This is a genomic window from Bartonella sp. MR110HLJHH (genome assembly GCF_042194225.1).
Taxonomy (GTDB): Bacteria; Pseudomonadota; Alphaproteobacteria; order Rhizobiales; family Rhizobiaceae; genus Bartonella; species Bartonella grahamii.
In genome coordinates this window covers 161,107-185,492 of the sequence record NZ_JBHIMQ010000002.1, presented here as the reverse complement: position 1 = coordinate 185,492, position 24,386 = coordinate 161,107, and the positions used below count along the sequence as shown (strand labels likewise).

Sequence of the window (24,386 nt, the reverse complement as noted above, 5' to 3'; positions counted from 1 at the left end):
CTCAACGGATACTGCTCAACCCTGATAAAGCAGCATCCAAACTGTAGAGGATGCACTCCAGCCCTCAAAAGAGTGCATCCTTCCCCTCAACGGGATACTGCTCAACCCTCATGAAAGCAGCATCCAAACTGTAGAGGATGCACTCCAGCCCTCAAAAGAGTGCATCCTTCCCCTCAACGGGATACTGCTCAACCCTCATGAAAGCAGCATCCAAACTGTAGAGGATGCACTCCAGCCCTCAAAAGAGTGCATCCTTCCCCTCAACGGATGCCGCCCACCCTCATGAAGCAGCATCCAAACTGTAGAGGATGCACTCCAAGCCCTCAAAAGAGTGCACCATTCCCCTCAGGGGTTTTACTCAAGTTTCATCGCATCTCATTCTTATGAACCCTCATTTTTATGAATCTTTGCTAAAAAGCACAAAAAAGAAGTTTGCTAGCAACTATTGTATCACCCATCTTATGGGATTCCACTTCCCTACAGAGCTTTCAAACTTTTTTACACCCTCATAAAATAGAATCTGAAAGAATTCTTTAAGGCAATTAAGGGTAAATTTTGTCAAAATATAGACAAACTTTATTCTTTTTTATGACTGTTGTATTTTTACTATAGTTATTTAAATCGAATTTATGTATGATCCATATCGATATTTATTTATAGAAATAAATATAGGAGAAAAAACTATGAATATCAGATATTTTTTCATAGCGGGGGCAATTACAAGCGGTTTAGCTCTCGCGATTCAAAAATCTGATCGTATAGTCAATAAAGAACCCTCTCCTATTGTTGCACCTTATACTATTGAAAAAACAAATTTACAGTTTGTTAAACAAGTAAGGGACACATCGGATACATTGAATATACTGAGAGTAAATAATAGAAGCGCATCAGAACAAGCATCAATAAACGATATATACGAAAAAGGAAAAAGTTTATTGAATGCAATAGCTGGTTTTTTAGGATCAATTATTATATATTTTATACAATTGGTTTCCGCTAGAGTATAAGATACAAAAATTTCTTAAAATAAGGTTATATACATTTTGTGTATATTGTAAAATTTAAATAAAAAGGCCCTTTTAAAATGGGGCCTTTTTTAGTTTAATTTTTCCGATGTTTTAATTTAATTTTTGTTGTGTTTTTATTTTTATTGGCTAAATATCACCGCCTTCAAAAATGACATTTTTTACTTGTCTCACATCTCAAATGACGAAGGCACTCCCCCTAAGCTCCCCTTCTCATACCACTTTAGTCAATGGACCTTCCCTCATAGCGTTTTAGTTAATAGACCTTCCCCTTATACCGCTTGAATAAGCGATCATTTATAAGCATTTTCTAACAAAAAAAAGGACCGTCTTGAAGAAGATAGCAGAATTTATAATCGATTTTTCTCCCCTATTCTTGAGGATCAAGCCATTTTCAGTCTATTTTTTAAAATCTTGGCTATTATTCTTGATTTTTCGAGCACTTTATTTTGCTCTGGTAAGAAAGGTATGAAAGCGCCTCAATCATAGCGCTTTCACATCTTTTAAATAAAAGTGCTTTTCTTCAACAGGAGAGTACAACACTAATCAATTCTTATATCCATAAACGCGATTTTACCATCTTTAATATAAGTAATATCAGGAGAATATTTTACCCCCTCTGCTTCAAACACGAACTGTTCATCACTCACCCCTTCAAATCCTTGTTCCCTTAATTCTTGTTTTTTCTCCTCGACTAATTTTTTATGAAAAGCGCGTTTTTGATTACACGTATTAGGGGATCTCACTCTGAAAAGCTGATAGTCCATGGCTATAGACCACTTCTCAGCAACCCGTTCCAGAAGATCGTAACTGAACTTTCCTTCCCTTTTCACTTCTTGAGCGATCATTAAAGCGCGTTCCAAATGGACTTTTTCAATGGTTTCATCAAAGCCAAGCTTTTCCCCTGCCGTAAAACTTTCATCATAAGAAGCTAAAGTCTCAACATCGCCCAACAAGGCAAGAGCAGCAAGATGTAGCAAAGCATAAGGTGCGAGCTCTATGTCATCATCCGGTGCCCAAGATAAAGAGTCTTTTTCCCAAGGAGGAAGACTATATTGAGAGCGAAACATTCCATGCAAAGAATCACTTTCCATTGTCCATTTTAAAGTTTTATCGAGTGCTTTCTTTAAACGCTTGGCGCTCACTTTTTCTTCAAAAATTTCCAATCCATTAGGCACAAAATTCATAAATACCGTTGGCACAACCCCAGAATTATGAGGATTAATCGTCTGACAAGCCGCAGCAAAAATACCACTCATAATTAAAAGTCCGCGATCAAAAGGCGAAAATTCTTCCACTCGTTGCTCGTTATAAAGAAACTGCACTTCGCGATCTGGTAAAAAGAGGGTTGCCAAATAATCTCCCTTTCCCTCGATTTCCACCGACCATCCCAAGCTTTTTAAAAGCCCTGTTGCACTTTCTATCGTGAGAATTTCATCATCATCATAATCGGCAGAGAACTCTTTTTCCTTTAGTTGCAAACGCCTCTCCTGCACCACGGCTTCATCTTTCCAAAACTGCTGCGTTGCAAGATCATTTTCTTTAAGCACTCTTTCCAGCTCGCCTTTCACTTGGAAATTCATTTTCATCCGTTTGAAGACAGAGGTATAAAGAGCTAAAACAAGCATGATAATGATCATGCAAATAACAATAAATACCCAGAACTCGGGATCTAATAGAAATACGGCTATAGGATCACTGTTCATTTTTCCCCTCTCAGTCTTTACAAAGCCCGTGCGACAGAGAGCTTATGTGCTCTCCTACAGAGATTGCTTCTTCTAGTTTCTGAATATTTTTGTACAAGTCACCCGTCACTTTAGTGCGAAGCCGTAACATAACCGGAATAAAAATAATGACACAGACCGTTATGACGAGCGTTGTTTTAAAGAGAACGGCATGCACAACATATTGCCACCCTGTCAGCTGCCAATTTAATACATCTGGTATTTCTAGAACCATTCTCCAGATGATAATGATAACAGCAATAGCAAAGATAATTTTATAATCCTTTGCTGAAAGCAACGCTTGCTGGAGCGAAAAAGAATGCGCTCTTTTATGCGTTTCTTGCTCTGATGCCCAATTTTGCTCCTTCATGTATTCCCCTCTCACTCTTTGAAAAGACCCGTGCGACAGAGAGCTTATTTGCTATCACACAGAGATTGCCTCTTCTCGTTTCTAGATCTTTTTTTCCAATTTACGCATTATGATGATGCAAAACCCAAATATCACTGGAATTAAGAAAAGTACACAGACCATTATGGTTTGCGTCATAATAAAAATAATAATATTCGTGGTACCACACTACCCCCTTACCTTCCTCACACCTCAAACAGTGAAGATTTTCAAACCGCGCCAATCTGTAACCGATAGTCACAATTCAGCTTTTTTTCAAACAAATTCCCCTATTTTCAAGAAAATGACCCTGCATCCCCACTTCAATAGGATTCATTTCAAAGCTTGAATGAACAAGGCACCTAAAAATACGAAAACACCCCATATACCGCGATCACCTGCTAGAAAAACCGTTCCCTTCCTCACATTTCAAACGATGAAGTAAGTCCCAAACGCTCACTCTAGGCTCTAAACCCCACGGCTCTCATTCCCTTTAATCAACAATGGTCCATAATCGGCTTTTCTTCCCCTCAATGCCATCCTCAGCACTGCTCCTTAGAGCAATGTTTACGGACAACCCATGAAAGAGCACCAAAACATATCAGAGGCAAAATGGTATAGAGAGCAATCCCTATAAAGGCTGAATCTCTCATAATTTCTTCATTATTTTTTCCCTCTCATGACTTCTCAAGCGCTGTATCCTGTTCTTGCAAGACGTTTTTCAGTTCTTTTCTTAAACAGCGATACGTTCTCACCTGCTTAAAGACACCATAATAAAGTTCCAAAATCATCACGGGAATAAAAGCAACCCAAAATGTCACGAATATAAGCACGAGACCAAATATCCCGACAAGAATATTGTCCATTTTCCACCTCACTTTTTCTTTATATCGATCCTTTTGATCGGTTATTTTACCCCGTTGCTGGTTTATTTCTTTCAATTTTCGAGTATTTTTTACCAACAAACACCACAATATGATGCAGAGTATCAACATAACTGGGAACAAGACCCAAACACACACTGTAATAACTTGCCAAAACGCACACAGAGAGAGAAAAAGAGGTGTACCCCACCACCCTGTCCGTTCTCCATTGCTACCTAAGGATGAGAGAAAGACAATCCTGTTGCACAACTCAATAATGAGGGAGAGGAAACAAATGACAACATACTCTCGCTCAGAAAAAACACTTTTTTCGAAAAAATGGCGCAGTCCATTATAAAATGCTGAATTTTTCCCCTTCATTGCTCTTCCTTTTTTTTATGAAAAACGCATTTTTTTTTCTCATGCTCGCTCTTTTAAGAAGCACTAAAAGTGCGATGCATGGCACTTCCCTTATTTTCAACAAAAAAACCCGACTTTCTAAAAGCGCTATTGCTCTTCCAAATGATGAAGAGCATCCTCCTCATTACAAACGAAAATAGGCTAGCCTCTTTGCCTGATGATTCTTCAACCATTCATCCCCTATTCTTGTGTCACGAGCTTCCAAACATTGCCTCTTCCCCTCACGATAGTTACGCAAGCGCCTTGTCGCGCTCTTTTCTTACGCGTTTTAATTCCCGTTTTACTCTACGATACGTTCTCACGCGCTTGAAAACAAAATAATAAAATTCCAAAATGATCATGACAACACCCGCAGGAAAAAAGACTTCCAGCAGAAATATCAACCAAAGGTATGCGATAAAAAAACTGCTTATTTTTTCTCTATCCTTTTTTACTGGATTATTTTGTTGATCGGTTGTGTGACCCCGTTGCTGGATAGCCTCTTCTAACTGCTGAATCTTTTTTTTCAACAAATACGTTAAGATGAGATAAAGCACCAATAAAACAGGCATCAAGGCAACAACACACACCATGATAACTTCACGCAGCACAAAGAGCGCCAAAAGAGCGCTATCCTGCGATACACTCAACGACCACTCGGATTCTAATGGGATCAAAAGAGCTTTATGACCTATCCCAATAAGGATAGAAATAAGACAAATGATAATATGGTCTTTATAAGAACGAGATGATTTTCCAAAAACAACAGAGCACAGTTTGTTATAAAATGTGGAATTTTCCCCCTTCATTTGCTCTTCCTTTTTATACAACTGTTTGTCCTTGACTTTTATAAGGACACGAACAATCTCTCATATAAGGACACGAACAATCTCTCAAGTAAAATTCCGTCCATTGTCATCAAACAGAACACCTCCAGAGAACACTCGTATTGCATATTTATGTTGCCAATACTTCAATTTTGCCAATTCACGTGCTTGTTTTAAAGAAGCATCTCTCAACACTTCCAAACCAACGCGCGTCCACCCCATTTCATGAACAGCACCCATGAAGGAAATAACAATAGCGCCCTCATGAATATATCCCCTTACGATAAAATCTATCACCACCATTGTTTCAATAAAAAGTGTAATCCGGCGCCATTCACATACGCCCGCCCGCTGCTGCCTCTACGATAGCCTTACCCTAAGGGGGCTTCCCCCTACGACAAAGCCTGCCCTGCTCCTACAACAGCCATATCTAGCTTCTACGATAGCCCTTATAACTTGATAAAAATAGAAGCATTTTTATTCTTTTCTCAATTGTTTTCCGCCCCCCACTTAAGATATGAAAAAAGGAACTTCCATTGATACGCAAATGATCGCGCAATAAAAGCATTTGAAATAAGAAAATCTTACAACTCTCTTATTCCAATCAAAAAGGATCAATGATCATTATAAATCAAAATATGGCGATATCTTCCTTTTTTCATTGGGAATCTTGCAAGCCAATAGCTAAGAATATATTCATAAAAAACGCTTTTAAAACAATAAGACAGCCGCTACTTTTGAGATCAAGTGTTTTAATATTAATGAAAGCACTAACATTCTCTTCAAGTTTGAGGTGTTGTTTTGTCAACAATCTTGTTAGCATGGACTGATTCTATAACTATGCGGTATCATCACAACTGCTCTTTATAAACAGCATAATGATACGCGTCATTTCACTCACAATTCTTTTTAAGCCTTGCGTTATAGGCTTTTCTGGAAAAGATAAAGGAGAATCCTATTGAATATAGCAATTATTTTGGGGTCTGTGCGTCAACCTTCATTAACAAGAACTTTAGCCAGTTATTTAGCAGATTGCCTCATGAAGCGGGGTGCATCACTTCATTGGGTTGATTTGCGTGAACAGCCCTTACCGATGACAGATCCAGATTATCATCAGCAGGTTGAGGCTAATCCAAGTGCTGCGGTTCGCCAGTTTGTAAAAACCATTGCAGAGGCTGATGGCGTTATTCTAGCAAGCCCCGTTTATCAAGGGTCTTATTCGGGTGTTTTAAAGAATGCTCTTGATAATTTAGCTTATAATGCCTTTTTAAATAAACCTGTTGGGCTTATCTCTCATGGGAGTACCGCCCAAAAATGCGCACAACCGTGTGAGCATTTATTGCCGGTGGTGAGCACGCTTTATGGTTATGCACTCCAATGTCAAATCGCCTCTTCCCCCGAAGATTTTTCCTCAGATGATGACGGTCGTACTTGGAAAGTTATCAGTGAAGAAATACAAACACGTTGTGAAAGGCTTGCTGATGAAATGTGCACATTTTTAAAGCACCGTGGTGTGATTTAAAGCAAAAAGGGAGGGGGGATGAAAAAAAAGGGTGCGCACTATCGTTATTTAGTGGTAGGGGGCACAGGGATGCTTGCCCCTTTGTGTCAATCACTCGAGCCGCAAGAAGTGATTATTGCTGCACGCTTTTTTTCTCATAAAGTCCAGCTTGAGGCATTGCACAACAAACAGTTGTGCGTGCCGTTGGATTATGATTGTGCGACATCAAAGGCACAATTTTTAGAAGCTGTGAAGCAATGGCATGATCTAAAATATTGCATATTATGGATTCATTCGCCTGCCCATGCATTTTCTTGCGCATTAATTGAGCAGTTAGCTCTTTTGCCTACACCACCATGTATTCTTCATATTTTTGGTTCCAACACTCATGATCAAATGGTCATCGAGTGCGCGCGCAAAAACAAGGTTGATTTCATCCCCATTCAATTAGGACAAAAAACAACCCCAAAAGGTTCACGATGGCTGACTCATCAGGAGATAAGCCAACAGATACTGGAAGCCATAAAAAATCATATGAATAAACAAAACTTATGATCAATACCTATGCTTTTCAAAGAAGCCGTGCCCCTTCAATCTCTATCCATACCCGAACATCCTCTTGAGTCCCCCCATACTCTTTACATCATAGGCTTTGCGAACGAACAATCCCCCTCCCTGCGCCTCTCAAACAGCATCCTTATATCAACAGCCCCAAAACCAAACGTTTTTACCCTTCTCACACGGGCTTATTCCCTTCTCACGGGACTTAGACAGCATAATCTTATGGGGCGTTATGTTATAAGGCGTCATGGCATAAAACTTAAAACAGCAAATTGTGTTTAGAATTTTTTGTCTATTTTAAAGCTGACCTTTCTTCCCACACCTCAAAGAACAACGATTTCTACGGGACGTAAGGTTCCCACAAAAAACTTCTCTTTCAACAGTTCAAATTTTAGCAGGTTCGAGTTGATTTCCCGCTCATAGTCTTCCCGTAATACTCATACTCGACAAGCTTTTTTAAAGAAATTTCAACGCGCTCCTTAAAACAACACTTAAACGTACCAAGAAAGCTTATATCAAAACAGAATTTTATGACGTCATGGGATGATATATTATAACAAACACCATATCAGAACCGAATGAAAATTAGACACCCTTACAGCCAGCATACAAAAAGCACCCTCAATGCTAAGCATAATAAAAAAGTATCGCAATAAACCGAAAAAAAACCGATAAGAAAACACAATTAGCACGCACACCTGCTTTAAATTCATTTTTACGACAGCAAATAAGAAAACGTAAAATAAAAAACCGTCAACTTTCAAGCCATTAAACTCAAAAAACAAGTGGTGGATTGAGCTAAATTTAAAGCCTTATAAATAAAACCCACTGATCATATACAAGATATACCAAAGATACGAAAACCTTCTCTCAAATTTAACGCATTTCACAATCCAACCTTTACGCCTCCATTGGTACCCTCTTCTCCTCAACCGCCCCACAACCCTCACGGCTCTTGATCAACCACAAATCCTAGCCTTTACAGTTCCACGTTTTTACGATTTTGCAAATTCACAGAAAAAAAGAAACCTTCCGATAAACAGCCAAAGCCTATTACAAGCCTATTGATTAGCATCAGCCCTTTTCACCAAACTCCCCCATTCCAATGACGCATTTCACAATCCAACCTTTACGCCTTCATTGGTACCCTCTTCTCCTCAACCGCCCCACAACCCTCACGGCCCTTAATCAACCACACATCCTAGACTTTACAGTTCCACGTTTTTACGATTTTGCAAATTCACAGAAAACAAGCAAACCTCCGATAAACAGCCAAAGCCTATTACAAGCCTATTGATTAGCATCAGCCCTTTTCAAACAGAGATCAGCGTAAAATGAGAAAAATAATCCATGCCCTCCTCCCAAGCCGTGAAGCAATGGGATGATCTAAAACTCATACCTCCCCCCATGACATGAGCACTACATGCGCTTTTTCAGCGCTGCATTTAATTGCCGCGTAACCTTGTAATACGATATCAAACGCTTTATAAAAGAAATATACAGTGCCACAATGGGTATTGTTAAGAAAAAATCAAAAACACCCCCCAGCAGAATGATCAAAACCACCGTCCAAGCTGCCGCCATTTCGTAATGCATTTTATCCCCTTCTCTTTATAAATTGATTTGTGTGGTATAAATTGATTTATTGGGTTGCTTCAATCACTTCTTCCAATTGCTGAATCTTCTTTTTCAACCGAGAAGTTAAAATTTCACGAAGGATCACAATAACAGGGATCGTTGCAAAAATAGATACCGATAAAAAAACCAGAAAAACAAGAGAATGGCAAGATATTCAAATCTGCTCTCATCTATCTCAGCTATCCCTTTAGAGCAAATCACATAGACATAAGCTTTGAAAAACATAATGATGAAAGAGAGGCATGCGTGGAGGATATAATCTTTGCGTGAAAAAGCGAGCCATTTTTTTAACGAATGGGAACTTATCTGTGTTTCTAGTTCTAAGTTTTGCTGCACTCTCTCTTTCTCTTTTCCGCTTTTTTCAAAGAAACCAAAACACTGTGGATGTTCTTTCATCAAACGTCTTTGTTTTTTCACTCTGTAATAGAGCCTCAAACGCTTTATTAAAGAATAATAAGGCACCACAATAATCATATTCACAAAAATGGCAAAAACTGTAACTGCATTTAGAAGAAAACATCCAACCAGCAGAAACAAAATAAAAACCGCAGCTTCACCCCTCATGTGTACAGCCTCATTGATTAATCTCTTGCTGCTTTGTTTTTTCTTTTAGTTTTTTCTTTATTTTTTCCAATCTGCGCTCTTTAAAACGATCAACCCCCCAAAGGATCGGAAGAGGAGTGAGAAGACAAAACCAAATCAACACCGGTAAGAGAAAAATAAGATAACCAATTCCTTCCCATTTTATCCATTGCAACGGCTGTACCAGAGATTTTGCACCAGCAGGAACTTCTAAAGCCATCATGATAAGACATGTGCAAAACATAGTGAAAAAGCAGCGCCCTATTATTTCACAACTCCCCACCCCTTTACGCCTTTCCACTGAAGACACCGTAAATTTTTTGAATAAAAAGAAAGACACTTCAAATGTTGCTTTTTTCTCCTGCATTGTTCCCCTCTGCTTTTACACTTCGCGTGTTTTACGCATTATTTTTAGGTTTAAGCTCTTTTTAATTTATCTAAACTCTTTATTTTTCTCAATAAATTTTTTCATCAATCCTAATTTCTACATCCATATATTCTAACTCCCCATCCTTTATGTAAAGAATATCGGGACGATAGTTTTTTCCATCAACCTTACAAATCGCGTCCTTTTCGTAAACGAAATATCGCTGTTGTCTTAATTCTTCTCTTTTTTCCTCGATCAATTTTTCATAAGAATCTCTTCTTCTATTACACAAACTGGGATCTGTGGCTCTAAAATATTCATAGCTCTCCACCTCCATGGAAAAATCCTTTGCCGCATGTTTAAGTAAATCGTAACTGAATTGCTTTGTTTTTTCTACCGCCTTAGCGATTATCATCGCGCGTTCCAGATGCTCCTCTTCGATGCTTGTTTCAAAGCCCAGTCTCTCACCTTCCAGAAAGCTTTTGTGATAAGCGTGTAAGGTTTCAACATCGCCCATCAAAGCCAGAGCTGCAAGATAGCGCAGCGAATAAGGAGTCAATTGAGGAACTACAATTTTGTTTTCCCAAGGAAGGATGCGATATTGAGAGTGAAGCATCTTGCCAAGATCAACCTCAGTCATTGCCTTTTCTAAAGCTTTCTCGAGTGCACGACGTAAACGCTTGGCGCTTACCTTTTCTTCAAAAATTTCCAACCCCTTCACATCAAAACTCAAGTCAAGAGCAATCAAGCCTCCAGAATTATAAGGGTCTATCGTTTGGCAAGCCGCCGCATGGATACCAGAGCCCACCACAATTGCACGATCAAATTGCGGATACCCCTTCTCAGCATTATAAAGAAACTGCACTTCACGATCTGGTAAATAATAGGTGGCCAAATGATCTCCTTTTCCTTCAATTTTCACCCTCCATCCCAAACTCTTTAAAAGCGCCGTTGCACTTTCCATCGTTAAGATTTCCTCATCAGAAAGAGAAAACTCTTTTTCTTCAGATAACGGCTTAATCATCGGCATTTCCCCACTGGACGGCTCAAAAGCGACAGGTTGTTTAAGCACGCGTCTTAATTCTTTTGTCACTTGGCAATACAGTCTCACCCGCTTGAAAGTAGAATAATACAATGCCCAAATAAACATCATGACCACAGCAGAAAGCAGCGTGAAAAGCGTCAAGCCCGCACCCCACGAGAGTACAACAATAATATCTATCATTTTAATATCTATCATTTTCCCCACCCCTTATTCACTTTTTTGTCGATACGTAGCAGCTACCCGCTTCCAGATTGTTTGCTCCAACTTATCGATCTTTTTTTTCAACAAACGCGTAAAGATGATACGGACCACAAAGGCAACAGGAATGAGTACAAAAAGAAGTGCTGATATAAAACCCAATATTAATGTTAAAATGAATAGGATATAATTCCACCACTCTGTCAAATCCCACTCAAAAAATATAAAGAGTGCCACTTTAAAAGCGCTAATAATGAAAGCAATGCAAAAGATGATTTTATAATTTTTGCTTGTCAAAAACGCTTCTTCAAGCGAAAACGACCGTGGTTCTTCATCCAATGATGCATTTTTTCCATTGCCCCTCATTTTTTATCCCTCATTTGTCTCAATTTTTAAGCCATTTTCATGAACCGAAGCTTTCGTCCTCACAATGAATGAGGGTTCATCAATATCAAGCGCTTGTATCCCTCATCTTTTATGAAAACAATATCAGGGTTGCATTTTTTTCCATCACCTTCAAACATCATGTTTTCATCACTCACAGTGTACCCCCTGCAGTCCTAAGGCTTCTCTTTTCTCGTCGATTAAACTTTCATAAGAATATCTTCTTCTATTGCACAAATTTGGGTCTATGGCTCTAAAATTCTAATCACTGCTCTTTTTATTTCTAGGAGATAAGCTTCTTTCCAAAAAAGAAGCAAACTAGTGCAAGAAAATCGTAACGAAGTTGCTTTGTCTTTATGACGATTTGAACCACCAAAAAAGCCGGCCCAAATAGATTTTTTCGATATTTTTTTTCAAAGCCCAAACTTTCATCTTCCATAAAGCTTTTGTGAGAAGAGTGTAAAATTTTAACATCAGCCCTCAATACCAAAGCCCCAAAGTAGCACAGCAAAGAAGAAGTCCCTTGAGAGATATCATTATTTCCTTTTTCCAAGGCGATGCCCCCATTTTGAAAGGCCCAAGCACACTGCCAAGATCAACAGCTCCCATCGCCCTTATCTAAAGCTTCCTCAAGCACACGGTGTAATCACTGGGCGCTTACCTTTTCCTCAAAAATTTTCAATCCCTTTGCCTTAAAATCCACCCCTTTGCTTCAAAGTCCAGTTATAAATCTGGCAAAGCCCCAAAATAATAAGGATTAATTATTTGGCAAGCTGCAGCATGTATACCAGCACCTCCCACAATTCCATAATCAAATTGCACAAAACCTTTTTCATCCAGAAAGAGAAACTGCCCCTCGCAGTCTCGTAAATAAATAAGTGTCCCCCTTTTCTTTCAATTTCTCTCCTCCAACCCAAGCTCTTTAAAAGCACTGTTGCACTTTCCATGGGGAAAACGTCTTAATTAAAAACTTGAGCTTTTGGCGCGCCTTCTTTATGCGCCTTGCCTCTTCAGTTTCTCGAAAATGGATTTTTCTGCCCCAAATACCAGAATATCTTTTGCTTTAAGTATAGATTTTTCGCTCTCAATATCGCTTGGTAAAACACATTTTTATGCTTGATAAAAAAGAAAATAAGTTACAAGATTTTCTCTCTTTAAGAGAACAGAAACAGCAAGTGAAACCCAAGAGCAGCCCCTCTTCACTTCCCCCTCAGCACTCAAGCAAAAGCACCAACTCAAGCAAGAGCCTCAATTTTTCTCAAAAACACGACACAAATATAAAAAAGCATAAAACGAGAAGTGTCCCCCATGCACCTTAATGAACAAATCAAAAGCAAGGCTTATGGCAACAAAAGCCTCTCTTCACTTTTTCCCTCGTTCACTTTTCCCTCATTCACATCGTATAGGATGACTGGAACTTTTTTCTGCTCAACCTCTTCTTCCAATTGCCGCACCATTTTCTTCAACTGACGGGTTACAATAAAAAGCATAATAAAAACAATCGGTAAGAATAAAAAAGCGCAGGCAAGCATCCATACCAGTGGCTTGAATACGACAAAAGAAATAAAGCCCTTTCCCCTCCATAGCTTAACGATAGCAGTTATAACTATTGGAGCTATCACTATGATCGTAGAAATATAGAATATTTTTTTATAGTCTTGCCAAACAAGAGAAAGCTGTTTTTTATCAAACATTCTGCTGTTTTTTATTTTTGGGAGATCTGTTTTAAGGCAATATCGCGTTCATTCAGCACGCGTTTCAGTTCCTTTTTCACGCGGCAATACAACCGCGCACGCTTGATAAACAGGTAATAAATGATAAAAATCGGCACCCATATTAAAACATTTAAAAGCGTAAAACACAGGAAAGAAATGGCTATTAATGTTATAAGACTACTCGTCATTTTGTCCCCCTACCACATTCTGCATACGGATTGCCTGATCGCGTTGTTTTATCGCTTCTTCCAATTGCTGAAGCGTTTTGTTCAATTTTCTCGTTAATTTTATGCACATCATCCCAATGATCGGAGAAAAGAGAAGAATCCCTAACCATATAAGGCTCAACAGCTGCATGATAAAGGCAACACTATCATTTTTCCACCATACAAAATTTGCGATAGAGAAAGAAGATTGCAAAACAGAAAAGAGAATAAGGATAAAAAAGATTATTTTACATTCTTTTGAAGAAAAGGGCAGAGATTCTTTGAAGTTAAGAAAGCGCATTTTCGCATCAAGTGTCTCAAGCGCGAGATTGTGTCTTTTCATTTCTCCCCAATCATTGCGCAATTGTTGTATGGCTTGTTTTTGTTGCGTCGTACTCTTTTTCAAGTCTTGAGCGAGTTTAAAAGATAACCTGATATATTTGATCAACAGGTAAGGAAGCCTGACCATAACCATAACCATTAAAATGGCAATGATAATGAACCCTAAAAAAGCCAAATGTTGTAGTATTATAATGCTCACTTTTTTCCCCTATCGCATTGATGTGAAATCATCATTTTTATTCTCTGCTCAAACAAATGTTTCTAATCTCTTTACTGTTTTTTTCACGCCATAATGAAGGAAACTATGGAGAATTAAAATGACAGGTAAAGAAACAACAATACATGTCCAGACCCAAAACAGCAGTCGCATGACAAAATCAATAATGTGAAGCACTATCATAGGCACGTAATTGTGCAAAAAAACCGCAGATTTTGGAAGAAAAGCTGAAAAAACGACAACACCTGTGCAAAGTGCAACCATAACGAAGGCGATAGAAAAGATCATAAAATAATCTTTTTTTGAGAGAAGCAAAGATTCTTGAAAAGAAAAGGCACTGAACTTTGTTGCAAGAACTGTATTCTGTCCCCTACCCTCTGCCTGATAATGCCTCAAATTCTGCGCTGCACCCTTTTTTAATTTTCGCTGCATCACCAATAACAAGATTGTCCGTTTTATCAACGAATAATAAAGTGCAACGATTGTCACCACGGTAGAAAGGAATACCATAAAAATTGCAGAACAAATAAAAATTGCCGTCCCTACGGCAATCAACATTCCAATGATTAAAGAAGCGGTCACTTTTCCCCCTATTGTCTTCTGTTAAGAGATTGGTTGTTTAGCTGTTGCTGCTCTGGCAATGTTTCCCATTGTAGCATCATTTCCTTCACATCCCGTTTAAATACGGCGTTAAAGACAAAAAAGAGCGGAAACAACCCAAAAAGAACGGCAAAAATCATTTGCGGTAAGAGACATAAAAAAGCCCAAACACTATTCCACCCCGCATCAAGAACATGCTGAATTATAGGATTTTGGAATGGGTGTTTAAGACTTTCCTGAAAACTTTCTTGTTTCATTTTTCCCAGTGCTTGGAGCTGTTCCTTGGATATAACGTGAAAAAATTCCAAAGGGCTCATATAGACAGTCGCGGAAAAAAGCACCAACAAGAGGATAGCCAAACAACAAATGATGATATAATCGCCTGTTGAAAGCATCATCCATTTTTTGAAAGTTGCCGATTGATCCAACACTGGCTGCGATACAAAAGCCTTATCTCCCTTATGGGCAGATTGGTGTTGTGATTTATCTTCGATCATACGGATACTCCCCCCACTTCTAAAATTCCCACTCTTCAATATTTGATAGCACGCCACCAAGGCGGTGAATTCGCTTAGCACTCTTCTCAGAGTAAAGCAAGCACTATAATACCCTCTAAATATTTTATTCACTTAAGGCCCTATACGCGCTTATACATGACGCGCTTACAAGCCCAAATTCCCCTTTCCCTCTCTTTATCGATCACATATCCCTAAAAGACACCGTTTTAAAAAAATCCAACAAATATCTAATCTAAAAAACATCCCATGTGGAAAACTGACATGCCCACCATAAACGACAGTATTTTCACCGCTTAAATGAAGCCGAGTATATATGAAGCAAAGGATGATGATATTCCTTGCTCGCCTCAAAGAATAAAGATTTTAAAACCCACCTCAGTTTGTCAACAATCCCATTGCTCTTAAGTGCACTCCGCCTGCTGAGCAACTTATGGGCTCCACTTGCATAAAGCGCTCTACGGATAACTTCTTCCTTAACACAACTCCTTCCTTAACATTGGCACCTAATTTTTAACACTTAATGCGTCAAATGTTGTAATGCCTCATAAGCCTTCCCATCCCCTCCTCAAATGACAGTATTTTATGGCATAACAAGATAAAAAACATTTTCACAAGCGCTTTGTATCTTGATAATCAACACATCCCAAATGCTGTAAGATTCTCTCATTTCAAATCTGTCCCCTGTTGAATCAATCAAAATTATTTGCTTGTACGTAAAAAGTGGAGGAGCCATACGGAGTGAAATTGTACAATGAAAATGCCTCTTATAAACCGTCTCAAATGCCAAGAGCTTGTAAATACATATTGGGATTGGCAAAGTATGCGATGATACCAGCTTACGCTTTTATGAAGCCTAAAAATGATGATATTCAATAAAGTTATATTATCATGAAAGCTTTACCATGATACCCTTCTTAAGCCACCGTCGTGAAATGGGCTCGAGCACATGTAAGAGATGTCTCTTAAAAACAAGCGCGTGAATATGCCGCAATAAGTATATTCCGTTTGAGGCATTGTGTATGACGTAAGAGATGTGCCCCCAGAATATGATAAACAAGAACGCGATAAACAAAAGCGTGAAGCAATAAGCACGCCCCACAGACCAAACCAAACAACCGATTATCTAAAATGCGCCTACAGCAGCTTTGAAATTTTTCAATTCTCATTTTAAAATTTCTTGATTAAAAAAGTCCCTATTTTAAAATTAAAAAAGAAATGTCTTACACCTCATAGCCCCCACCTTTATAAAAGCATCTCTTAATAAACGCCTCTTTTATCAAGTTACCTGCCGCTTATAAAGCTTCTTTGAATATTGCATCCCGTCATTTAATCATTTTAAGTGACCACCTCCCTTTTTTATGATGAAATCCATTAAAACAACAAAAACAAAAAATATCCTCCATAAACGATAACTCTAAATCGCTTGACCTTCCACAGTTTATTTTGTTATTTTGAACTGATGAACCATATTTTACTTGAAAAGATAAGGATCTTATGCTATTATAAGGACATTGAAAAGTTTGTTTTTTTAAGCTCTGTGCCGCTCAAAAAAAAGATAAAATCCTCTATAAAGGATAAAGATATGTTTCACAGCTTAATCTACATCAGACATCTTGGTACAGCGCCCAATAAGAAAACCCAATATGCCTCCCAAAAACAAAGCTCAACGCATGATAAAAATCCACGAATAATAAAAACAATGACTTTTCAAAGGTGAAACTGAAAAGTTTCCACAAAGCGCTCATGAGAAAGAAGGCAATAATCCTATTAGAAAAGACTTCCTATTAGAAAGACGACGCCATACCTATAAAACATCATTCTTGTTTTTTTATTCACATGTGACAAAAGTTTCTTTTCAACTGTTCCAGAGCAGTTGAGAAATCTTTAGAAAGCAAATAAGCCACTATCCATGAAAAAATAAGCATGATAGGGGCGAGAAATAAGACTGATAGGGGTAAGATAAAAATGGCAAGAAACACCTTAAAGATGATTTTTTCGCCCCACCCCGTTGCTGTTCTTTGTGCTGAAAGACGCCTTTAGTATCCGTTTCTCCTTTGATCTGCAACAGCTCATATTCCCCCAGTATTTGCCCACCCAGTATTTGCTCCCCCCCCCAGTATTTGCTCAAAGTGCTTTTTACATCACTGTCCCCCATCAACAGACAGTTTATTTTTCATTTAAATGGTTAAGTTCATGAAAATACGTAAAAAACGCGGTAGACCGAGAATAACAGGCGAACTCAGAGAGCCCAATGGCCGTATTTCACGTGCCCAAAGCCCCAGCGAATCTGCGCTTCAATCTGCGATTGAAATGCGTGCAAAACACTTTGGTTTAAGCCTCGAAGAAGCGAAAAATCCGCTTGTCGGAACCTATATTGGGCGTCTTTGTTTGCTTGGCTATAAAGGGGATTCATCAGGCATCAGTAAAGAGCAATATGATACGGCGCAACGATACTTGCAAATCAGAAACGACTATTTATGTGCAAAAGGCTTACCAAATGGCTATTACGATGGTTTTACGCACAGCGCATCAGATGAGACAACAAAAAAGCAATGGGTTCAAAGAGCGACGAAACACTATGAAGATATGCAAGAAGCGATTAAAGAAGCACAATATTTGCATCGTCAACACAACTTTCATGCAGCATTACAATATCTTGTTATAGAAGATCAACCGCTGCCTACTCTTGTTGGTTCGTTGCGTATTATTCTTGATGCCCTTTATAAACATTTTGACTATTCTAGCAAAAAGAGCATTGGCTAAAAACACCCATCGTTTCCTCTCCCTCACAGGATAAAGATTCCAAAACCCCCTTTGTAACATGCCTCTTTGTAACCAGCTCCGTTGTAAAGAGACAATCCTTCTTGGCAAATTACACTTGAAATCCACTGGACTTGCCTTTCATAGAAATTCATGGGATTGACGAGCTTAAAGCACGCAACAAACAAGCTTTAAAATATCCACCACGCCCTTTAAAAAACGCTTCAACCTGTCAAAGAGACTTATCACCATACCTCAACTATATATCTACCCATGCCTCAAAGGACAATAATTCACAGCATATTTCACGACATAGGCAAGATAAATATTGTCCCCTCTCCAAACAGCAACACTCTCCCCATCCCCCCCTCCCCATCACCTCCCATTGTAACAAACCGCCCTCATCATCCACTTTTCCCCCAATATCGCGACATCCCCTTAGCTCTTGAGACAATTCATTATAGTCATTGTGCGTCTTTTCTTGTACAATTCTATACGGCTTTCCTGATCTTATGACGAACAAGAGACATGGCTTTGACTGCAGCATAATCTGGATTTCTCATTCAAGATCAATAACGACTAAAACATCATTATAAATCAATAGCTCATCATTAAGACACCCCATTGATTTTTTTACAAAATTAAAAGCATCATCCCTTAAACGAAAGAAAAAGCCCCCACCAACAATCTCCTCCCTCATCAACAACTGTACCGGTAACCATCCACTCATCACGCCACCGCTAATATGACAGACAGCACAGCCCCAATCGCCAACACCTACCGCTTTACCCCCGCAACACCTGCCAACCACCGCCTTCCTAATTCCATTAATAAAATACCACGGATTTCAAAACCACAATTCTCTCCTCTCCCTTCATCTTGCCCCCTCCTTTCTCAAAGGAGAAAATGTTTTTTGCCGCATCAAAAACTTTCCCATTAAAACAACATATTTTGCTGCATAGCTAATGAATGAGCTTTTTTCTGTAGATTTTTTGCCACAATAAAAAAGGAAAAAATAATCGTTTTGCTGTTGACAGAATATGAAAAATCGTATTTAATGACAGGTGCGGTAACGGGTTTTTTGTGCCCAGATTTCATCATCAGATGTTTGAGTTATTATAGACTGTTATCAAACAGTGTGTTTCGCGACAATCTTCAGAAGTCTCCTGTTTGAAGGTGTCTTTCGTCTTTCTTTGACTGTTTTTCTTCTGCATCATCCAATTTGCATCACCAACAGCCCTATAATTTTGAGATTTTCAAAACAAGCAGTATCCAATAAGGGCTCCCAATAAAACGCTCTAACAAAATACCCCAATAAAAATATCGATGCAATACATCTCAGAAATGATGAGCAATATACGAATAATAATATGAAAACGGCAACAATATGCTCTCATCGCCTCATCTTTCAAAATGCAAAGGCTCTCTTTCAAAACATTGTTTAGCCAAAATTGAAGAAAATAATGCCGTCCATTGATTATTAATATGGAGGCTAATATCATGAAGCCACAAGATTCTTCTCTCCCTCATTCCTCACAAACACTAGGAATGGCAAATGCATCATTAGACAATCTTGCTGCACATTCAGAACAACCCAGCAGCGAAAAAGAAAGAAATATCCCATTCAGTCATGAGGAATTAAAAAATATCATTGCCCGTTTAGAAGATGACATCTCAACTGGCCGTTGGTTCACAGCTGATTATGCAAGCATAGATCTTACACTGATGCCAGCCTTGGTAGAACAAGCAAATCGTAAATATCCTGAAATGCGTCTTCAATTGGTAGCATCATCTCACGACTTTGCCCTTGCACTAAAAGAAGCCATCGAAAACGGCATTCAATCTTCTAGATTTATCATTCACACAAAGGATAGAGGAATTCATTTTTCAGTGATTGATCATCAAACCATCGATGACAAAACGTCCGTGATATTTTTTGAACCTACAACACTTAACAATATGAGATCAGCGGTGCTAGCATTAAGGACACAACTGGCCATTAAAGCGCATGAATTGTCTAATTGTTCTTTTGCCATGGCAGAAATGGACATTCAACGCAGTTCCTCTGAATGTGGAATGTTCAGCTTAAGCCTCGCCAAAAAGCTTTATTCCGAAGCTCAAAAATTAGAACGACTGCACAAAGATAATATTAAGGGTGTGTTATGTGAACCAGATACGCCTTTATCTGCTGAAAAGTTAGATACATATCTTCCAACCACTTTTTATAAACACACACAAGGGAGAAGACGTCTTGGGGAATATCTAAAAGCCAATCCACAAGCAGCACATGAAGAAGTAAACAAAAAAGGCGAAACTCTAACCGAGAGATTTGAAAGAAGCTTAAGTTCAGCAGAAGGAAAAACTGTTTCTGTTTCACAACATAGAAAAAGAGCGACGGAATACAAATCTCTGATGATGTAATTGCGACTTTTTTCATATCCATAAAGAGTAAAGCTCTGTTGCTTGACAGTGAGGTATAGCTTGCTGTTAGCAAATCTTCTTTTCCGTTTGTAAGCAGTTAAAGATGTAAACAACAAGCAACGTGACCTCTTAAAGACAAAAGGCAAAACAGGACTGTTCTATCAAAATCAGTCGATTTTAAAATTTTATCAAAAGTCCAAAGCTCTTCTCCATATTTGAATAGACAGAAGGCTGAATGCATAAAATATTTTATGATTTTAGATGTTAAATAAAAGCACCCGCCTCCTCCTGTAGCTTTTTTCTAAGAGTTGTCCGCTTTTATCTCAAGCGCCTCCACATCAGTACCACTTGCCAAAACAACCGCAAACAGCCGCTCTCTTATCCCTCACAATCAACACCATCCGCTCTCCCCATCTCTCCCCCTCACAACCCCTGCCAAAACAACCGCAATCACCAACACCAATGCTAACACAAATCATTGTGCACCCCCTCCAACCACACCTCTCATGCCACCGCTAACACAACCGTAATGCCGCCGTAATGCCATTGCGTACATCAACACAATCGCCAACCTCACCAGCACCAACAAAACCGGCACCAATAAGACCCTATCAACAAACCAGCACCAAGTCTCAAAACCAACAACATCTCTCAACGGAAAACACCAGCCAAACCATTATCCCACTTGGCCAACTATTATCCCATCCCTTAAGATGCTACAACTAACCTTTTGATTTCATTGAAGTTTAACGTCTCTTCTGTTTTTGAAGAGTGAAAAATTTCATTTTTAATATGTCGACCAGCCTCACGTTAACGTGAGGCTTTATTTTATGGAGAAGCAAATGAGAAAAATATCATCAGCAGGGCTTGCACTCATTAAACAATGGGAAGGATTGCGTTTGAACGCCTATAAAGATGCCATCGGGGTATGGACAATTGGCTATGGACATACCAGCGCTGCTGGCGAACCGTTCGTTCACAAGGGCATGATCATTACTGAAAAACAAGCAGAAGAAGTTCTTTCTCAAGATTTAAGACAATTTGAAAATACTGTTGAAACAAATGTGACGGTTTCCTTAACGGATGAACAATTCGCCGCGCTCGTATCGTTTTGCTATAATATAGGAGCTTCGGCTTTTTGTAATTCGACCCTGCTCAAAAAACTCAATAACGGCGAATATGAAGCCGTCCCTGCTGAATTACAAAAGTGGACCAAAGCAGGAGGAAAACGTCTTCACGGTTTAGTGCACCGTCGTGCAGCCGAAGCAGGACTATGGGCAAAAGGTGCTTATGTTTCTCCTAACTACCAAACCGTAGAAACGCAAGCACCAATGGGATTTTTCAAAGCAGAAGCGCTTACACCGATTATTGGTTCTTTTTCTGGACTTGGAGGCTTATTGGCAGGCAATGGTCCCATCCAATGGGCATTGGCAACCATTATGGTTTTAGCCGCCTGTGCTGGCATCTTCTTTGTGGCAAAACGGTTTCGGGAGCAGCGCTTATAATGTGGGGGATGAAAAAAAATCTGATGATAACAGGAGCGGCTCTGACCGCTTTTTTTATCGCTTTAGCAAAAGTTTTCACTCTTGGAAAAAAGATTGAACAACAAAAGCAAATAGAAAAAACACTAAAGTCATCAACAACACGGCTAGAGGTGGAAAATGAAATTAATCAAAAAAGTGATCCTGATGTACGCGCTGCTCTTACTCACTGGTTGCGCGATAAAAACAATAAATGAGCCTTTTTCTTGCGTTGGTTGGATGCCCATTTATTTAGACAAAAAAGATCTTAATATCATCAGCTCAAATCTCGCAAGAGATATTTTAAAGCATAACAAACAAGGGGAAGGCTTGTGCGGGTGGAAACATGGCTAGAAAAAAAACAGAAAAACAAACAGAGCTTACAGAAAAGGAAAAAGAAATCCTACAAGAAATCATCACAACTTATAAAAGTGTAAAAATAATGTCACGCTATACGAAGTGGATTATATTCATCATTTTCTTATTAGCGCTTGATTTTTCACGTATCGTGGATGCATTGGCAAATATTTTTACACAAAAATCGAATATTCAGCTCTAAAATAAATAAAAAACATGAGACGTGTTAAATCTTTTTTTAAAAATATAAAAAGCCATTCGTTATTTTTTGAAAACACGGAGATTTTATTGATGATTTTTCACGTCTCATAGAAAATTTTTACACACTCTTCACCAACGCTTTCATGAAATGAATTTAGGGGCATGAAGAGAGATTTTTAACAAACGCGTAAGTCAACAACTTTGCTAACATAAGAAAATGATCATACCAACGCACATTTTTTTAATAACCTATTGATCCTCAAAAATATTGTATACTCTTCACAAATCCCATCGGGAAGATACCATCGCGAAAAAATTTAAAAATATTTAGAGATATTTTTTAATAATTGCATAAGTAAACAACGCAAAAAGCATTAACTTGCCTAAAATCCCCTTTCTTTACACTTAAAAAAAGAGCAATCAGACACCACCCTACGCATTACCAATCCCCAATATTTATAAAAACCCCCGTTTATAAAAACTCTGTTTATAAAAAACTGACTATTTGAGAATATTCATGAGAGGCATTTTTATTTTCTTTAAGTATTTTACCCTAGCTCCCTCCACTTGTGAGGTATAAGAAAATGATTGAGATTGTTTCAACATAAGAGAGAATTGAAATGAAAAAATCCACCGCAATAAAAATCTCTTATTCAACATACAAAACAATGAATTATTATTATAAATAAAAGCGTTGCTCCATTAAAACCCATTAAAAAATGTGAAGCAACACATGATTATCGTTATTTGCAAGAATGCAATGCTCTTGAAAACCGTAAAACCACATCACATTGATTTATAACTATCATTAAGCACTCTTCAACTTGAATTAAAACCCTGTATATCGTGGGATTCTCTCATTTCCAAACCTGTTTCTTTTGAAACAATCCAAACCATGTCGCTTGCACATTACAGTGTATGGGTCAAAACTATACAAGCAAGGCATGCCTCACCGTCTCACGGACTAACGGCTTGTCATAACATTGAGAGCTGAAAACATGTATGATAACGTTCGCGTATTCTTTTATTAAGCGTAAAGATGATCGTGCCCTATAGTTTTATGCACTTCATGAGAACTTTGCCCTTATGCCATTCACGAGTCCATTGCGAAATCGGTGTGACGAGCGAGATGTCTCTTAAAAAACACGTCAATATGCAAAAATGTATATTTGGAGACAAATATATTTGCGGCTTTTCTGCTTTACGTGAGGGATTGCATCCAAAAAGATACGCAAGCAACAAAAGTTTGAGGCATCATCTTCATTATTTAATAAGATATTACTATAAATACCTTTAAAAGTCGTAAAGCAAAAAGATGATGACAAGACGAGTGATTATATGCCTTTACATTCTTCCTCAATGAGGCTGTCTTTCTATTGCAGAGATTAACCAAACAGAGATATGCTTGTCCCAGTATACAAAAGCCCTTTAACAGAGCAAACCTTAAATTTTGTTTTCATACAAAATCTTAAACACCAGCATCTTATTCATAAAAAAACAAACAAGACCTAACATGCTCTGTCCAACTTTCTCTCTTCAACTTTCAATGAGCACGAACTCTTGCGTTGGTTCATAAAAACTATTTGCCCTTCTAAAGCGCAAACACGAAAGTACAAACACAAGATTTTTTAATGGTGCATACATAAACTTAAAATGAAAAAATAGAACTGTACAAGAAAGAAATGACTATAAATCAAAAAGTTGTATTTTTATCAATAAAATATTTTCAAAGAAAACCACGATCCCCGCACAATAAAAACATCTCATAAATACAAGAGAAAAAGTCATGAATAAAGAGAGAGATCTATTCACAATGGCGATACATCAACCAATGAAAAATAACAAAATGCTATAAGATCACTATCATAAAAGGAAGAACTGTACGAAAAGCGAAAAAGCATTTAAAAAAAACGGGCACAGAAAGCCCGTTTCTTTATTACTTCTAAGGAATAAGAGCTTAGAAATCCATTTCGCCCATTCCACCCATTCCGCCACCTAAACATTGGAGGCATTGGTGTATCTTTCTT

At 38.4% G+C, this 24,386-nt stretch carries 25 protein-coding genes; 9 read left to right on the top strand and 16 right to left on the bottom strand.

The window, feature by feature from the left end; all coding sequences use genetic code 11:
* Window positions 1-683 precede the first annotated feature (683 nt).
* Entirely contained in the window at window positions 684-1,007 is a 324-nt protein-coding gene (locus ACFIKB_RS02760) for a hypothetical protein (RefSeq protein ID WP_375635597.1), read from the top strand.
* A gap of 560 nt (window positions 1,008-1,567) precedes the next feature.
* Here the strand turns inward: ACFIKB_RS02760 and ACFIKB_RS02755 are convergent.
* The 5 genes from ACFIKB_RS02755 to ACFIKB_RS02735 all read right to left on the bottom strand — a co-directional run bounded on the left by ACFIKB_RS02755 (window position 1,568) and on the right by ACFIKB_RS02735 (window position 5,523).
* A complete protein-coding gene (locus tag ACFIKB_RS02755) occupies window positions 1,568-2,731 on the bottom strand; it encodes a DUF6990 domain-containing protein (protein WP_375652763.1) in 1,164 nt (387 codons plus the stop codon).
* A gap of 10 nt (window positions 2,732-2,741) precedes the next feature.
* The gene (locus ACFIKB_RS02750; protein ID WP_375635595.1) at window positions 2,742-3,119 is read right to left on the bottom strand and encodes a hypothetical protein; all 378 of its coding nucleotides are present in this window, start codon (window positions 3,117-3,119) and stop codon (window positions 2,742-2,744) included.
* Window positions 3,120-3,814: 695 nt separating this feature from the next.
* The gene (locus tag ACFIKB_RS02745) at window positions 3,815-4,381 is read right to left on the bottom strand and encodes a hypothetical protein (RefSeq protein ID WP_375652761.1); all 567 of its coding nucleotides are present in this window, start codon (window positions 4,379-4,381) and stop codon (window positions 3,815-3,817) included.
* Between the two features lie 269 nt (window positions 4,382-4,650).
* Window positions 4,651-5,208, bottom strand: coding sequence for a hypothetical protein (locus ACFIKB_RS02740; protein WP_375652760.1), 558 nt, complete (start codon window positions 5,206-5,208; stop codon window positions 4,651-4,653).
* 84 nt (window positions 5,209-5,292) lie between these two features.
* The gene (locus ACFIKB_RS02735) at window positions 5,293-5,523 is read right to left on the bottom strand and encodes a hypothetical protein (protein WP_375635592.1); all 231 of its coding nucleotides are present in this window, start codon (window positions 5,521-5,523) and stop codon (window positions 5,293-5,295) included.
* Between the two features lie 661 nt (window positions 5,524-6,184).
* On the opposite strand from ACFIKB_RS02735, the gene ACFIKB_RS02730 reads away from it, so the two are divergent.
* Entirely contained in the window at window positions 6,185-6,748 is a 564-nt protein-coding gene (locus ACFIKB_RS02730; protein ID WP_375635591.1) for an NADPH-dependent FMN reductase, read from the top strand.
* An 18-nt stretch (window positions 6,749-6,766) separates the two neighbouring features.
* Window positions 6,767-7,282 (top strand): short-chain dehydrogenase, encoded by a 516-nt coding sequence (locus ACFIKB_RS02725; RefSeq protein ID WP_375635590.1) that lies wholly within the window; start codon window positions 6,767-6,769, stop codon window positions 7,280-7,282.
* Window positions 7,283-8,707: 1,425 nt separating this feature from the next.
* Here ACFIKB_RS02725 and ACFIKB_RS02720 read toward each other — a convergent pair.
* The 9 genes from ACFIKB_RS02720 to ACFIKB_RS02680 all read right to left on the bottom strand — a co-directional run bounded on the left by ACFIKB_RS02720 (window position 8,708) and on the right by ACFIKB_RS02680 (window position 15,079).
* A complete protein-coding gene (locus ACFIKB_RS02720; RefSeq protein WP_375628829.1) occupies window positions 8,708-8,884 on the bottom strand; it encodes a hypothetical protein in 177 nt (58 codons plus the stop codon).
* A 616-nt stretch (window positions 8,885-9,500) separates the two neighbouring features.
* A complete protein-coding gene (locus ACFIKB_RS02715) occupies window positions 9,501-9,875 on the bottom strand; it encodes a hypothetical protein (RefSeq protein ID WP_375635588.1) in 375 nt (124 codons plus the stop codon).
* An 88-nt stretch (window positions 9,876-9,963) separates the two neighbouring features.
* Window positions 9,964-11,115, bottom strand: a complete 1,152-nt coding sequence (locus ACFIKB_RS02710) for a DUF6990 domain-containing protein (protein WP_375652759.1) — start codon at window positions 11,113-11,115, stop codon at window positions 9,964-9,966.
* 12 nt (window positions 11,116-11,127) lie between these two features.
* Window positions 11,128-11,484 carry a hypothetical protein gene (locus ACFIKB_RS02705; RefSeq protein ID WP_375652757.1) on the bottom strand — a complete coding sequence of 119 codons (357 nt, stop codon included), beginning with the start codon at window positions 11,482-11,484 and terminating at the stop codon, window positions 11,128-11,130.
* Window positions 11,485-11,785: 301 nt separating this feature from the next.
* Window positions 11,786-12,055 carry a hypothetical protein gene (locus ACFIKB_RS02700; RefSeq protein ID WP_375652756.1) on the bottom strand — a complete coding sequence of 90 codons (270 nt, stop codon included), beginning with the start codon at window positions 12,053-12,055 and terminating at the stop codon, window positions 11,786-11,788.
* A gap of 787 nt (window positions 12,056-12,842) precedes the next feature.
* On the bottom strand, window positions 12,843-13,196 hold the full coding sequence (locus tag ACFIKB_RS02695; protein WP_375652755.1) for a hypothetical protein: 354 nt from the start codon (window positions 13,194-13,196) through the stop codon (window positions 12,843-12,845).
* A 198-nt stretch (window positions 13,197-13,394) separates the two neighbouring features.
* On the bottom strand, window positions 13,395-13,964 hold the full coding sequence (locus tag ACFIKB_RS02690) for a hypothetical protein (protein ID WP_375652754.1): 570 nt from the start codon (window positions 13,962-13,964) through the stop codon (window positions 13,395-13,397).
* A 48-nt stretch (window positions 13,965-14,012) separates the two neighbouring features.
* Window positions 14,013-14,564, bottom strand: a complete 552-nt coding sequence (locus tag ACFIKB_RS02685) for a hypothetical protein (RefSeq protein WP_375635581.1) — start codon at window positions 14,562-14,564, stop codon at window positions 14,013-14,015.
* Between the two features lie 8 nt (window positions 14,565-14,572).
* Window positions 14,573-15,079, bottom strand: a complete 507-nt coding sequence (locus tag ACFIKB_RS02680; RefSeq protein WP_375635580.1) for a hypothetical protein — start codon at window positions 15,077-15,079, stop codon at window positions 14,573-14,575.
* A 2,214-nt stretch (window positions 15,080-17,293) separates the two neighbouring features.
* On the opposite strand from ACFIKB_RS02680, the gene ACFIKB_RS02675 reads away from it, so the two are divergent.
* Window positions 17,294-17,863, top strand: coding sequence for a hypothetical protein (locus ACFIKB_RS02675; RefSeq protein WP_375647272.1), 570 nt, complete (start codon window positions 17,294-17,296; stop codon window positions 17,861-17,863).
* Between the two features lie 556 nt (window positions 17,864-18,419).
* Here ACFIKB_RS02675 and ACFIKB_RS02670 read toward each other — a convergent pair.
* Complete coding sequence (locus tag ACFIKB_RS02670; RefSeq protein WP_375635576.1) at window positions 18,420-18,671, bottom strand: hypothetical protein; 252 nt, start codon at window positions 18,669-18,671, stop codon at window positions 18,420-18,422.
* Window positions 18,672-19,360: 689 nt separating this feature from the next.
* Here ACFIKB_RS02670 and ACFIKB_RS02665 point away from each other — a divergent pair.
* Window positions 19,361-20,281 carry a YopJ/AvrA family T3SS effector serine/threonine acetyltransferase gene (locus ACFIKB_RS02665; protein ID WP_375644489.1) on the top strand — a complete coding sequence of 307 codons (921 nt, stop codon included), beginning with the start codon at window positions 19,361-19,363 and terminating at the stop codon, window positions 20,279-20,281.
* A 475-nt stretch (window positions 20,282-20,756) separates the two neighbouring features.
* Here ACFIKB_RS02665 and ACFIKB_RS02660 read toward each other — a convergent pair whose 3' ends face one another.
* On the bottom strand, window positions 20,757-20,936 hold the full coding sequence (locus ACFIKB_RS02660; protein WP_375644487.1) for a hypothetical protein: 180 nt from the start codon (window positions 20,934-20,936) through the stop codon (window positions 20,757-20,759).
* A gap of 187 nt (window positions 20,937-21,123) precedes the next feature.
* On the opposite strand from ACFIKB_RS02660, the gene ACFIKB_RS02655 reads away from it, so the two are divergent.
* Genes ACFIKB_RS02655 through ACFIKB_RS02640 form a run of 4 tightly spaced genes read left to right on the top strand, consistent with a single transcriptional unit; the run spans window position 21,124 to window position 22,360 of the window.
* Window positions 21,124-21,786 carry a lysozyme gene (locus tag ACFIKB_RS02655; protein ID WP_375644486.1) on the top strand — a complete coding sequence of 221 codons (663 nt, stop codon included), beginning with the start codon at window positions 21,124-21,126 and terminating at the stop codon, window positions 21,784-21,786.
* Window positions 21,786-22,019 (top strand): hypothetical protein, encoded by a 234-nt coding sequence (locus ACFIKB_RS02650; protein ID WP_375652752.1) that lies wholly within the window; start codon window positions 21,786-21,788, stop codon window positions 22,017-22,019. Before ACFIKB_RS02655 ends, ACFIKB_RS02650 begins: the two co-directional genes overlap by 1 nt.
* The gene (locus ACFIKB_RS02645) at window positions 21,943-22,155 is read left to right on the top strand and encodes a hypothetical protein (protein WP_273788509.1); all 213 of its coding nucleotides are present in this window, start codon (window positions 21,943-21,945) and stop codon (window positions 22,153-22,155) included. The genes ACFIKB_RS02650 and ACFIKB_RS02645 overlap by 77 nt, the downstream gene beginning before the upstream one ends.
* Entirely contained in the window at window positions 22,148-22,360 is a 213-nt protein-coding gene (locus tag ACFIKB_RS02640) for a hypothetical protein (protein WP_273788508.1), read from the top strand. Before ACFIKB_RS02645 ends, ACFIKB_RS02640 begins: the two co-directional genes overlap by 8 nt.
* Window positions 22,361-24,386 lie beyond the last annotated feature (2,026 nt).

Excerpts from the sequence above, each read along its gene's own strand:
- ACFIKB_RS02760 (WP_375635597.1), top strand. The coding sequence starts at position 684 with ATGAATATCAGATATTTTTTCATAGCGGGGGCAATTACAAGCGGTTTA.
- ACFIKB_RS02755 (WP_375652763.1), bottom strand. The coding sequence starts at position 2,731 with ATGAACAGTGATCCTATAGCCGTATTTCTATTAGATCCCGAGTTCTGG.
- ACFIKB_RS02750 (WP_375635595.1), bottom strand. The coding sequence starts at position 3,119 with ATGAAGGAGCAAAATTGGGCATCAGAGCAAGAAACGCATAAAAGAGCG.
- ACFIKB_RS02745 (WP_375652761.1), bottom strand. The coding sequence starts at position 4,381 with ATGAAGGGGAAAAATTCAGCATTTTATAATGGACTGCGCCATTTTTTC.
- ACFIKB_RS02740 (WP_375652760.1), bottom strand. The coding sequence starts at position 5,208 with ATGAAGGGGGAAAATTCCACATTTTATAACAAACTGTGCTCTGTTGTT.
- ACFIKB_RS02725 (WP_375635590.1), top strand. The coding sequence starts at position 6,767 with ATGAAAAAAAAGGGTGCGCACTATCGTTATTTAGTGGTAGGGGGCACA.
- ACFIKB_RS02720 (WP_375628829.1), bottom strand. The coding sequence starts at position 8,884 with ATGCATTACGAAATGGCGGCAGCTTGGACGGTGGTTTTGATCATTCTG.
- ACFIKB_RS02715 (WP_375635588.1), bottom strand. The coding sequence starts at position 9,875 with ATGCAGGAGAAAAAAGCAACATTTGAAGTGTCTTTCTTTTTATTCAAA.
- ACFIKB_RS02710 (WP_375652759.1), bottom strand. The coding sequence starts at position 11,115 with ATGATAGATATTAAAATGATAGATATTATTGTTGTACTCTCGTGGGGT.
- ACFIKB_RS02705 (WP_375652757.1), bottom strand. The coding sequence starts at position 11,484 with ATGAGGGGCAATGGAAAAAATGCATCATTGGATGAAGAACCACGGTCG.
- ACFIKB_RS02695 (WP_375652755.1), bottom strand. The coding sequence starts at position 13,196 with ATGTTTGATAAAAAACAGCTTTCTCTTGTTTGGCAAGACTATAAAAAA.
- ACFIKB_RS02680 (WP_375635580.1), bottom strand. The coding sequence starts at position 15,079 with ATGATCGAAGATAAATCACAACACCAATCTGCCCATAAGGGAGATAAG.
- ACFIKB_RS02675 (WP_375647272.1), top strand. The coding sequence starts at position 17,294 with ATGAAAATACGTAAAAAACGCGGTAGACCGAGAATAACAGGCGAACTC.
- ACFIKB_RS02665 (WP_375644489.1), top strand. The coding sequence starts at position 19,361 with ATGAAGCCACAAGATTCTTCTCTCCCTCATTCCTCACAAACACTAGGA.
- ACFIKB_RS02655 (WP_375644486.1), top strand. The coding sequence starts at position 21,124 with ATGAGAAAAATATCATCAGCAGGGCTTGCACTCATTAAACAATGGGAA.
- ACFIKB_RS02650 (WP_375652752.1), top strand. The coding sequence starts at position 21,786 with ATGTGGGGGATGAAAAAAAATCTGATGATAACAGGAGCGGCTCTGACC.
- ACFIKB_RS02645 (WP_273788509.1), top strand. The coding sequence starts at position 21,943 with ATGAAATTAATCAAAAAAGTGATCCTGATGTACGCGCTGCTCTTACTC.
- ACFIKB_RS02640 (WP_273788508.1), top strand. The coding sequence starts at position 22,148 with ATGGCTAGAAAAAAAACAGAAAAACAAACAGAGCTTACAGAAAAGGAA.